Source organism: Moraxella canis (assembly GCF_034424565.1).
GTDB classification, from domain to species: Bacteria; Pseudomonadota; Gammaproteobacteria; order Pseudomonadales; family Moraxellaceae; genus Moraxella; species Moraxella canis.
Genome location: NZ_CP139961.1, coordinates 1,384,236 through 1,397,192 on the forward strand (window position 1 = coordinate 1,384,236; position 12,957 = coordinate 1,397,192).

Below are 12,957 nucleotides of genomic sequence, written 5' to 3' on the forward strand. Positions count from 1 at the left end.
GCTGTCTAAGACCGTAGGTATTGCTCGGCAATCTAATAGGGAAACCTGCCTACGCAGACGGTGAGACTGTATTGTCGCCGTAATGGTTCAAACATCCTTAGGTGTTTGTGAATTTGGCTTATTGCTTATGTGGTATTTTAAGCAATAATTTTGGAGACAACCCATGGCACTAAATCTTCAAGACAAACAAGCAATTGTTGCTGAAGTAAATGAAGCTGCCAAAGGTGCGCTCTCTGCTGTAGTTGCCGACTCGCGCGGCGTTACAGTAGCAAAGATGACCGAACTTCGTAAAGCTGCTCGTGAAGCAGGTGTTGATATGCGCATTGTACGTAACACTTTGTTGCGTCGTGCTCTAGCTGACACCTCTTTTGAGTGCATGAACGATGTATTCGTTGGTCCTACACTAATCGCATTTTCAAATGAGCATCCAGGTGCAGCAGCACGTTTGTTCAAAGAATTTGCAAAGACCAATGACAAGTTCGAAATCAAAGGCGCAGCTTTTGAAGGTGAATTTATTGACGCAAAATCTATCGATCGCCTAGCTACCCTACCGACTTATGACGAAGCTATCGCACGTCTGATGGGTACTATGAAAGAAGCAGCAGCAGGCAAACTTGCACGTACTTTAGCTGCACTTCGTGATAAGATGGAATCAGAAGCGGCTTAATTTACCGTAACATTTTAAATTTATTTACTCTCATACCTTTATTTAGGAATAATTGCTATGTCACTAACTAATGAACAAATCTTAGACGCAATCGCGGAAAAATCAGTCATGGAAATCGTTGAGCTTATCTCTGCGATGGAAGAGAAGTTCGGCGTATCTGCAGCAGCTCTAGCAGCAGCTCCAGCAGCTGGCGGCGATGCTGGCGGTGCGGCTGAAGAAAAAGACGAGTTTGACGTTGTTCTAACCAGCGCAGGCGATAAGAAAGTTGCTGTTATTAAAGTTGTGCGTGAAGTTACTGGTCTAGGTCTAAAAGAAGCCAAAGACCTAGTTGAAGGTGCGCCACAAACTGTTAAAGAAGCGGCATCTAAAGCTGAAGCTGAAGAGCTTAAGAAGAAGCTTGAAGAAGCTGGCGCAAGCGTTGACCTTAAATAATTTCCCTAAATTGCTGCCAGTTATATAGACAGCTATTTAAAAATTATTTTTCAAAAAAGCCGATAATGTATTGCATTATTGGCTTTTTTTTATTATAATTAAGTATTTGACCTTTTGTGTATCTGTTCTTCCAGCGGAATAGAAACACATTCCAAAAGGACAAACGCACCCATGCAAGCTGAACGACTTACCTATCATTAACAGTGACTTGCTAGATACTGAACGGTATTTGGCGATTTGTTGTGTCTGTCTGTTTTATTTCTGTGCGATTTTCCTTTGTAGAGTTCAAAAAAATGGGTGCTTATCTCAAGAATCGCAATGATTCTTTCATATTTTTGAATTTATCTATCTAAATAGAGAAATTCTTTGGCAGTGTTTGCCTTTTTGGCAGCATATTTTTAAGTTAATCTAAGGAATCTTAATGGCATATTCTTATACCGAAAAGAAACGTATTCGTAAAAGTTTTTCAAAGCTTCCAGATGTCATGGATGTGCCTTATCTGCTTGCCATCCAAGTGGATTCTTATGAGCAATTCTTACAAGAGCATAAAAAACCAAAAGCTCGTGCCAATATTGGTTTACAAGCGGCTTTTTCTTCAATTTTCCCGATAGAAAGCCACTCTGGGAATGCTCAATTACAATTCGTTGAGTATTACTTAGGTGAGCCTGAGTTTGATGAGCGCGAATGTATCATGCGCGGCTCAACCTTTGCAGCACCTTTGCGTGTAAAAATTCGCCTTGTTATCAAGGATAAAGAAAACAAAACTGCCATTAAAGACGTCCGTGAACAAAGTGTTTATATGGGCGAAATCCCATTGATGACGGACAATGGTACTTTCATTATTAACGGTACCGAGCGTGTCATCGTCTCTCAGCTGCATCGTTCACCTGGCGTTTTCTTTGATCATGATAAAGGCAAGTCCCACTCAAGCGGTAAAGTACTTTATAACGCGCGCATTATTCCTTATCGTGGTTCTTGGCTTGACTTTGAATTTGATGCCAAAGATTTGGTGTATGCGCGTATCGACCGTCGTCGTAAGCTATTGGCAACCATTATTTTACGCGCCATTGGCATGGATACCGCTCAAATTTTAGACCAATTCTTTGAAAAAGTAGAAGTATTTAAAGGTGCTGAATCGTTTGAAATTGAACTGATTGCTGATCGTTTAAAAGGCGAGATGGCTCAGTTTGACATCGTAAGTCCTGATGGTAAGGTGATTGTTGAACAAGGTCAGCGTATCAACGCACGCCGTGTTAAGCAAATCCTAGATGCTGGTATGACTAAGCTGGCTGTGCCTGATGAATACTTGTATGAGCGTATCATTGGCGAGGATATCGTGGTTGGGGATGAGGTTTTGGTGCGTGCCAATACCTTGATTGACCATGAAATTTTGGTAAAACTTGCTGAAAAGAATATTCAATCATTTAAGATTTTATTTACCAATGATATCGATCATGGTGCGTATATCGCCGATACACTACGCGCTGACACCATTTTGACTCGTGAAGAGGCGCTGATCGAAATCTATAAAGTGATGCGTCCAGGTGAGCCGCCAACGCTTGAGACTGCTGAAAAGCTTTTTGAATCCATGTTCTTTAGTCAAGAGCGCTACGACTTGTCGAATGTGGGTCGTATGAAATTCAACCGTCGTTTGGGTCGTGAGTTCATTGACACTGACGATATGGATGTGCAGCGCGAGCAAGGCGTTTTATCGAATCAAGATATTGTTGATGTCTTAAAAGAGTTGATCGAGATCCGTAATGGTCGCGGCGAAGTTGATGATATTGACCACTTGGGTAACCGCCGTATTCGTTCTGTGGGTGAAATGACTGAAAACCAGTTCCGTATCGGTTTGGCGCGTGTCGAGCGTGCTGTTAAAGAGCGCTTGACGACTGCTGATTCTGACAATTTGTCACCTCAAGATTTGATCAACTCAAAACCTGTGGCAGCGTCTATCAAAGAGTTCTTCGGCTCAAGTCAGCTATCGCAGTTTATGGATCAAAACAACCCGCTATCTGAGATCACGCATAAGCGCCGTGTGTCAGCATTGGGTCCAGGTGGCTTGACGCGTGAGCGCGCAGGCTTTGAGGTTCGTGACGTTCACACCACCCACTATGGACGTGTTTGTCCCATTGAAACTCCTGAAGGTCCAAACATTGGCTTGATCAACTCTCTGGCGACTTTTGCCAAAACAAATAACTTTGGCTTCCTAGAGACACCGTACAGACGCGTGGTTGATGGTCGTGTGACCGATGAGATCGAATACGTTTCTGCCATCGAAGAAGTGGGCATGGTGATCGCACAAGCTGACTCACCGATGAATGATCAAGGTGAGCTGACCGAAGAGATGGTCAGTGTCCGTCATGACGGCGAATTTGTGCGTATGAGTGCTGATAAAGTCACTCATATGGATGTTTCACCGCGTCAAGTAGTATCGGTAGCAGCAGGTCTGATTCCATTCTTGGAGCATGATGACGCAAACCGTGCCTTGATGGGCTCAAACATGCAGCGTCAGGCAGTTCCAACACTGCGCAGTGATAAGCCGCTTGTGGGAACAGGTATGGAGCGTCACGTGGCGCGTGACTCAGGTGTTTGTGTGGTTGCTAAGCGTGGCGGTGTGATTGAAGAAGTTGATGCCAGCCGCATCATTGTGCGTGTCAATGAAGACGAGATGACGGCAGGTGAGGCAGGTATTGATATTTATAATTTGATTAAATACACTCGCTCAAACCAAAACACCTGTATTAACCAGCGTGTCATTGTCAATGAAGGCGATGAAATCGCACGTGGCGATATCTTGGCAGATGGTCCGTCAACCGATCTTGGTGAGCTTGCACTGGGTCAAAATATGCGCGTGGCGTTCATGCCTTGGAATGGTTATAACTTCGAAGACTCGATTTTATTATCTGAACGCGTGGTTCAAGAAGATCGCTTTACTACCATTCATATCCAAGAGCTGACTTGTGTGGCTCGTGATACCAAGCTTGGTCCTGAAGAAATCACAGGCGATATTCCAAACGTCGGTGAAGCTGCGCTGGCAAATCTTGATGAAGCAGGTATCGTGTATATCGGTGCGGAAGTAGATGCTGGCGACATTTTGGTTGGTAAAGTGACTCCAAAAGGCGAAAGTCAGCTCACTCCAGAAGAAAAGCTGCTTCGTGCCATTTTTGGTGAAAAAGCTGCCGACGTTAAAGACACATCTTTACGTGTGCCATCATCAACCAAAGGTACGGTGATTGATGTGCAAGTCTTCACACGCGACGGTCTTGAAAAAGACAGCCGCGCTAAGTCTATCGAAAAAGCCATGCTTGACGATTATCGTAAAGACTTAAAAGAAGAATTGGTGATTTTTGAAGCAGCAGCAAAAGGCCGTATTTTGAGCCTGCTAGAAGGCAAAAAAGTCAGCGGCGGTGCAGGCTTTAAAGCGGGTACAGTTCTAAGCGCTGCAGATATCGAAAACTTGCCACTTGAAAGCTTACTAGATATCCAGCCTGCTGAAGAGGAGGTATCGGAGCGTTTGGGTCAGATTGCTGAATTCTTAAGTGATAAGCAAAAAGACATCGATAACAAATTTACCGAGAAAAAACGCAAATTAACCCAAGGTGATGACTTGGCGCATGGCGTCCAAAAGATCGTTAAGGTTTATTTGGCGGTTAAGCGTCGTATCCAGCCAGGTGATAAGATGGCAGGTCGCCATGGTAACAAAGGGGTTGTCTCGCGCATCATGCCAGTTGAGGACATGCCTTATGATGAAAATGGCAATCCTGTTGACATCGTGCTAAACCCATTGGGCGTACCATCGCGTATGAACATCGGTCAGGTGCTAGAGACCCATTTGGGTATGGCAGCCAAAGGTCTGGGTGATAAGATTAATGGCATGCTGCGTGCTCAAGCCAGCATCGCTCAACTGCGTGAATTCTTAGATAAGATTTATAACCAAGTTGGCGGTGAGCAAGTGGATTTAGACAGCTTGTCTGATGAAGATTTGTTAGCGCTATGCCAAAATCTAAAAGATGGCGTACCTATGGGCACAGCGGTATTTGATGGTGCTGAAGAAACTCAAATCAAAGAGCTGCTAAGCTTAGCTGATCTATCAACCACAGGCCAACAAACGCTTTATGATGGCCGCACAGGTAAGAAATTTGATCGCCCTGTTACAGTTGGCTATATGTATATGCTGAAGCTAAACCACTTGGTGGATGATAAGATGCACGCGCGTTCGACAGGTTCGTACTCGCTTGTGACTCAGCAGCCATTGGGTGGTAAAGCGCAATTCGGTGGTCAGCGTTTTGGTGAGATGGAGGTCTGGGCACTTGAAGCTTATGGTGCAACTTACACCCTGCAAGAGATGCTGACAGTTAAGTCGGACGATGTTGAAGGTCGTACGCGCATGTATAAGAACATCGTCGATGGTGAGCAGTATATGAATCCTGGTATGCCAGAGTCGTTCAATGTCCTAACCAAAGAGATCCGCTCGCTGGGTATCAACATTGACTTAAAAGAAAAGAAGTAACCAAAGCCCAAGACCAAAACTACCCAGTGATCAAATGATCACTGGGCGTAAAGATTACGACGAATACAACGGAGAAACCTTTTGAAAGATTTATTAGATATCATGAAAGGCCCTGCTGACAATGGTGTAAAAGAATTTGATAGCATTCAAATTTCTTTGGCATCACCTGAGGCAATCAAATCTTGGTCGCATGGCGAGGTTAAAAAGCCAGAAACCATTAACTACCGCACCTTTAAGCCTGAACGTGATGGCTTATTCTGTGCCAAAATCTTTGGCCCTGTCAAAGATTTTGAGTGCTTGTGTGGCAAATATAAGCGCCGTAAATTCCAAGGTATTATTTGTGAGCGCTGCGGTGTTGAAGTGACTGCGGCTAAGGTTCGCCGTGAGCGCATGGGTCATATTGAGCTTGCCTCTCCAGTTGCTCATATTTGGTTCTTAAAATCATTGCCTAGCCGTATCGGTCTTCTATTAGATATCACGTTGCGTGACATTGAGCGCGTGCTTTATTTTGAAAGCTACATCGTGACCGATCCTGGCATGACCAGTCTTGAAAAATATCAGCTATTGGATGATGAAGAGTATTTTAATGCGCTTGAGCAATATGGCGATGAGTTTATTGCTAAGATGGGCGCTGAAGCGGTTCAAGACTTGCTGCGTGATATCGATGTGGATGGCGAAATTGATGAACTTCGCACCGCAATTCCACAAACTGGCTCTGAGACCAAACTCAAAAAAATGTCCAAGCGTTTGCAGCTGCTTGAGTCTTTCCGCGACTCAAACAACAAGCCTGAATGGATGGTGATGACCGTATTACCTGTGTTACCACCAGATTTGCGTCCTTTGGTGCCGCTTGAAGGTGGTCGTTTTGCAACGTCAGACTTGAACGATTTGTATCGCCGTGTGATCAACCGTAATAATCGTTTGAAGCGCCTACTTGAGCTGAATGCGCCTGACATCATTGTGCGTAACGAAAAGCGTATGCTGCAAGAAGCGGTCGATGCACTACTAGATAACGGTCGCCGTGGTCGCGCGATTACAGGGTCTAACAAGCGCCCATTAAAATCACTTGCTGACATGATTAAAGGTAAGCAAGGCCGTTTCCGTCAAAACCTACTTGGTAAGCGCGTAGACTACTCTGGACGTTCGGTGATCGTGGTTGGTCCGACACTGCGTTTGCATCAATGTGGCTTGCCAAAGAAAATGGCACTTGAGCTGTTCAAGCCATTTACTTATGCCAAACTGCTTCAAAACGGCATTGCCAGCACCATTAAAGCTGCTAAGAAAATGGTTGAGCGCGAAGAGCCAGCTGTTTGGGATATGCTTGCAATGGTCATTCGTGAACATCCTGTGCTGCTTAACCGTGCGCCAACGCTTCACCGTTTGGGTCTACAAGCGTTTGAGCCTGTGCTGATTGAAGGTAAAGCAATTCAGCTACATCCTTTGGTGTGTGCTGCGTTTAACGCCGACTTTGACGGTGACCAAATGGCGGTTCACGTACCACTGACTTTGGAAGCTCAGCTTGAGGCTCGTGCCTTGATGATGTCAACCAACAACATCTTGTCGCCTGCAAACGGTGAGCCGATCATCGTACCTTCTCAAGACGTCGTTTTGGGCTTGTATTACATCAGCCGCGGCAGTGTCAACGCCAAAGGTGAAGGCATGGTATTTAGTACCGTGAACGAAGCCTTAAGAGCGATTGGTTCAGATGATTTGTCAGTCAATGCCAAGATTAAAGTTCGCGTGGCTGAGACGATTTTGGATGAAAAAACAGGCGAAAAAACCAGCCGTACCAGCATCCAAGATACGGTAGCTGGCCGCTTGCTGATCTGGAATATCATGCCGGATGGTATGGCGTTTAGCGAATGTAATACTGAGATGACCAAGAAAAACATCTCTAAGCTTTTAAACTCATGCTATCGCAAACTGGGCGTTAAAGAATCGGTCATGTTTGCTGACCATCTGATGTATTTGGGATTTGCTCAAGCGACTTTGTCGGGCATTTCGATTGGTATGGAAGATATGGTTATTCCACCAACCAAAAAGCAAATCGTGGATACAGCCGATGCCGAAGTCCGTGACATTGAGCAGCAGTTCGAGCAGGGCTTTGTGACTGCAGGTGAGCGCTATAACAAAGTTGTTGATATTTGGGCGCGTACTTCAGATAAAATTGCGAATGCGATGATGGATAACTTGTCTAAAGACGAGGTAACCAACGCAGACGGTGAGACCGAAACTCAAAAGTCATTTAACTCAATTTATATGATGGCTGACTCAGGTGCTCGTGGTAGTGCAACGCAGATTCGTCAGCTTGCAGGTATGCGTGGTCTGATGGCTAAGCCAGATGGCTCGATTATCGAAACACCAATTAAAGCCAACTTCCGTGAAGGCTTGACGGTACTTCAGTACTTCATCTCAACGCACGGTGCCCGTAAAGGCTTGGCAGATACCGCCTTGAAAACAGCAAACTCAGGTTACCTGACCCGTCGTTTGGTTGATGTGGCGCAAGATTTGGTCATCACCCAAGATGACTGTGGTACGGATGCAGGTCAGCGCATGACACCCGTGATTGATGGTGGTGAAATTGTTGAACGCTTGGGTGATCGTGTGCTTGGGCGTGTCGCTGCCAAAGATGTGGTGAATACAGATGGCGAAGTGGTCGTGCCTGCAGGTACTTTGATTGACGAGCGATTGGTTGAAAAGCTAGATGCCAATGCAATTGATGAAGTGTATGTGCGCTCGGTCATTACTTGTGAAGCCACTCAGGGCGTCTGTGCCCAATGTTATGGTCGTGATTTGGCTCGTGGTCATTTGGTCAATATTGGCGAATCTGTAGGTGTGATGGCAGCACAGTCAATTGGTGAGCCAGGTACTCAGTTGACCATGCGAACGTTCCACGTTGGTGGTGCGGCGTCTGCGGCTTCTGTTGATAACAGCGTATCGGTTGGTAATTCAGGTTCGGTTCGTTTTCATAATATGAAAACAGTTGAACATGCCGATGGTCATTTGGTTGTGGTTTCTCGTTCGGCAGAGATTGGTGTGGCTGATGATCAAGGTCGTGAGCGTGAGCGCTATAAAGTACCTTATGGCTCAAGCGTCTTGGTGCGCGACACAGATGCCGTTGAAGCAGGACAAGTGATCGCCAAATGGGATCCGCACACCCATCCGATCATTACAGAGTTCTCAGGTACCGCACGCTTTAGCGACATTACCGATGGTATGACCGCGACAGTTAAGGTGGATGAGATGACGGGTGTGAGCTCATTTGAAATCTTGACCAGTAAAGATCGCCCAAGCGTTGCCAAAGATTTGCGTCCTGCGATCATCTTGGATACCGATGAAGGTAAAGAAGTGGTTTATTTCTTACCAAACGAAACCATCATCCGCGTCTCTGAAGGTGAGCATGTCACAGCAGGTTCGGTACTTGGCCGTGTCCCACAGGCAACCTCAGGTACCAAAGATATTACCGGTGGTCTGCCGCGTGTTGCTGACTTGTTTGAAGCACGACGTCCAAAAGATCATGCCATTATGGCTGAGATGAGTGGTGTGGTCAGTTTTGGTAAAGAAACCAAAGGTAAAAACCGCTTTATCATCACCAATGAAGATGGTGATGTTCATGAAGAGCTGATTCCAAAATGGCGTCAAATCAACGTCTTTGAGGGTGAAACTGTTGAGCGTGGCGAGGTGGTTTCTGATGGACCTCAAAACCCGCATGATATTTTACGCCTAAAAGGTGAGACAGCACTGGCAAATTACATTGTCAATGAAGTGCAAGAAGTTTATCGCTTACAAGGTGTAAAAATCAACGACAAGCACATTGAGGTCATCGTGCGTCAGATGCTGCGCAAAGTTGAAGTCATTGATGGTGGTGACTCAAGCTACTTCAAAGGCGATCAAGCTGAATACTCAAAGATTCGCGCGTTGAATGCAGAATTGGTTGCTAATAGCAAATTCCCTGTGCAATATGAGCGTCAGCTTCTGGGTATCACGAAAGCAAGCTTGGCGACCGAAAGCTTTATCTCGGCAGCCTCGTTCCAAGAAACTACCCGTGTCTTAACCGCCGCTGCGGTGATGGGTAAAGTGGATGACTTGTCTGGCTTGAAAGAAAACGTCGTTGTGGGTCGCTTGATCCCAGCAGGTACTGGCTTGGCGTATCATCAAGCTCGCCAGCGTAAAGCTCAAAATGCCAGTAGCGAAACCGTTCAGGTTGATGAGCTGTTGTCAGCCATGGCAGCTGAGCCGTCTGCGACTTCAGAAGATAATTTGAGTGTTGAAGACAGTTTTGCCAAAGCATTCGCTGATGAGCTGGGCTCTCAAGAGTAAGCGTATATGTTCAAAGGCTCGTTTCTAGGAACGGGCTTTTGTTTTTTGGGCTAAAATGAAGCTGTATAATCCAGCCAAAGCCCTTATCGGTATTTTCAGTCATACAGTCCAAAAATTGTCTGATAATTTACATTTGCAAGTTTGTGAATATATTGCAAATTTGTATTAATGGGTGTATAACTATACTTTTGACTGTCACCTGCAAGGATATTCTCATGACCTTATCGTTAAATAAAGATAAAATCCGCTTTTTGCTACTTGAAGGCGTTCATGAAAATGCGCTAAAAGTACTCAATGACGCCGGCTATACAAATATTGAATACATCAAATCAGCGCTTGATGAGGCTGAGTTGATCGAGAAGATCAAAGACGCACATTTTATTGGTATCCGCTCGCGCACTCAGCTGACGCGCAAGGTGCTTGAAGCTGCTGAAAAACTGATCTGCATCGGCTGCTACTGCATCGGCACCAACCAAGTTGATCTAGAGGCGGCACTTGAGCTGGGTATTCCTGTATTTAATGCGCCTTATTCAAACACGCGCTCTGTGGCGGAACTGGTGCTTGCTGAAACCATCATGCTCATGCGCGGCGTGCCTGAAAAAAATGCTGTCGTGCATCGCGGCGGCTGGAATAAGTCTGCCAAAGACAGCTATGAAGTGCGTGGCAAGACCATGGGTATCGTCGGGTATGGCTCAATCGGCTCTCAGTTGTCAGTGCTTGCCGAAAGTTTGGGTATGAAAGTTATTTATCATGACGTCATCACTAAGCTGCCACTGGGTAATGCAGTGCAAGTTGGTAGTCTAGAAGAACTATTATCTAAGGCGGATGTCGTTACCCTGCATGTGCCTGATTTGCCAAGTACGCGCAACATGATGACTGCCAAAGAGTTTACGCAAATGAAAGATGGGGCGTTTTTCATCAACGCTGCGCGCGGCGGATGTGTGGATATCGATGCTTTGGCGGCGGCGCTTGAGAGTAAAAAGATTCTTGGTGCGGCAATTGACGTATTCCCAAAAGAGCCAAAATCAGCCGACGAAGAGTTTGAATCACCACTACGCGCCTTTGATAATGTGATCTTGACGCCGCATGTCGGTGGCTCAACTCAAGAAGCTCAAGCCAATATCGGTCTTGAAGTCGCCGAAAAGTTCGTGCGCTATTCTGATCAGGGTGACACCACCAGTGCCGTCAACTTCCCGAATGTCTCCATTCCATTTACTGATGGCACGCATCGCTTGCTGCACATTCACCGCAACGTTCCAGGTGTCTTGTCGCAAGTCAATGCTTCGTTTGCTGATGCAGGCATCAACATCGCGGCACAGTCTTTGATGACCAAAGGAGATGTGGGCTACTTGGTGATGGATGTGGATGATAACGATTCCGAAAAAGCTTTGGCGCGCCTGCGTGCTGTGCCGGAGACCATCCGAGTTCGCGTTCTGTTTTGATTGATTTTATCAATAGTAGTGATAATGACAAGGCCGCTTTTTGATAGAGCGGCTTTGTGTTTTTATGATACAATGGCATCATAATAAGGGTTATTAAGGGGAAATTATGAGCAAACATTATGATTATATCGCCATCGGCGGGGGTTCTGGTGGCATTGCTTCTATCAACCGTGCCGCTCAATACGGCAAAAAATGCGCCATCATTGAAGCGCATCAAGTTGGCGGTACTTGTGTCAATGTCGGCTGCGTGCCAAAAAAAGTCATGTGGTATGCTGCCCAAGTGTCTGGGGCGATTCATAAATACGCACCGGATTATGGTTTTGATGTCGAAGTTAAGCAATTTGATTTTGGGCGATTGATCGAATCGCGCCAAGCTTATATTGGGCGCATTCACCAGTCATACCAAAATGTTTTCACCAAAAACGGTGTGGATCTGATTAAAGGATTTGGACGATTTATTGACAAAAACACCATCGAAGTTTCTTATGAAGATGGCACAACAGAGCAAATTACCGCTGATCATATTGTGATTGCGACAGGCGGTCAGCCAGTTAAGCCCCAAATTCCTGGTGCAGAATATGGCATCGATTCGGATGGTTTTTTTGCTTTGAATGAATTGCCAAAGCGCGTCGCGGTGATCGGTGCAGGCTACGTTTCGGTGGAAGTGGCAGGCGTGCTAAATAGCTTGGGCGTCCAAACGCATCTGATGGTTCGTGGCGATAAACCTTTACGCTCATTTGATGCGGGCATCGTTGAAGTTCTGGTCGATGTCATGCAAAAAGACGGCATCACGCTACACACCCAAGCCAATCCAAAGCAGATCATCCAAAATGACGACAACTCATTGACTGTGGTGTTAGAAGATGGTCGTGAGCAGACCGTAGACTGTGTGATTTGGGCGGTGGGGCGTAAGCCTGCCACAGATCAGCTTAATCTGGATGGTGTTGGTGTCAAGACCAATGCCAAAGGCCAAATCATTGTCGATAAATTTCAAAACACCAACATTGAAGGCATTTATGCAGTTGGGGATATCATCGAAAATGGCATTGAGCTGACGCCGGTGGCAGTGGCAGCAGGGCGTCGATTGTCAGAAAGACTATTTAATCAAAAGCCAGATGAGCATTTGGATTATAGCTTAGTGCCCACGGTGATTTTCAGTCATCCACCGATTGGGACGGTAGGCTTAAGCGAAGCTTCGGCGATTGAGCACTATGGTGCTGACAACATCAAAGTCTATACCTCAAACTTTACGCCCATGTACAGTGCGGTGACGGCACATCGTGAGCCGTGCCGAATGAAGCTTGTGTGCCTAGGCGATGAGCAAAAGATCATCGGACTACATGGCATTGGCTTTGGGGTGGATGAGATGATCCAAGGATTTGCCGTTGCAATGAAGATGGGTGCAACCAAGGCGGACTTTGATAATACCGTCGCCATTCACCCAACAGGTGCTGAAGAGTTTGTGACCATGCGCTGATGATGCTTTACAAATGATCAAAGCCCATGGGTATCGCCCATGGGCTTTTTGATGGCGATTTTCAATAACTATTTTAAGTGCTTGTCTTTAAATGCCTAAAAATTTC

General features: G+C 45.8%; 6 protein-coding genes. All 6 read left to right on the forward strand.

What is annotated here, in order from left to right; translation table 11 throughout:
• Nucleotides 1–163: 163 nt before the first annotated feature.
• Nucleotides 164–667, forward strand: a complete 504-nt coding sequence (rplJ, locus tag U0021_RS06285) for a 50S ribosomal protein L10 (protein ID WP_049237830.1) — start codon at nt 164–166, stop codon at nt 665–667.
• Nucleotides 668–724: 57 nt separating this feature from the next.
• Nucleotides 725–1,099, forward strand: a complete 375-nt coding sequence (gene rplL, locus U0021_RS06290; RefSeq protein WP_049237832.1) for a 50S ribosomal protein L7/L12 — start codon at nt 725–727, stop codon at nt 1,097–1,099.
• Nucleotides 1,100–1,520: 421 nt separating this feature from the next.
• On the forward strand, nt 1,521–5,612 hold the full coding sequence (rpoB, locus tag U0021_RS06295) for a DNA-directed RNA polymerase subunit beta (protein WP_114800813.1): 4,092 nt from the start codon (nt 1,521–1,523) through the stop codon (nt 5,610–5,612).
• Between the two features lie 81 nt (nt 5,613–5,693).
• Complete coding sequence (gene rpoC / locus U0021_RS06300; RefSeq protein ID WP_114800814.1) at nt 5,694–9,932, forward strand: DNA-directed RNA polymerase subunit beta'; 4,239 nt, start codon at nt 5,694–5,696, stop codon at nt 9,930–9,932.
• Nucleotides 9,933–10,141: 209 nt separating this feature from the next.
• Nucleotides 10,142–11,374, forward strand: a complete 1,233-nt coding sequence (gene serA / locus U0021_RS06305) for a phosphoglycerate dehydrogenase (protein ID WP_227538725.1) — start codon at nt 10,142–10,144, stop codon at nt 11,372–11,374.
• Nucleotides 11,375–11,480: 106 nt separating this feature from the next.
• Nucleotides 11,481–12,851 carry a glutathione-disulfide reductase gene (gene gorA / locus U0021_RS06310; RefSeq protein ID WP_114800816.1) on the forward strand — a complete coding sequence of 457 codons (1,371 nt, stop codon included), beginning with the start codon at nt 11,481–11,483 and terminating at the stop codon, nt 12,849–12,851.
• The last annotated feature ends 106 nt before the right edge of the window (nt 12,852–12,957 follow it).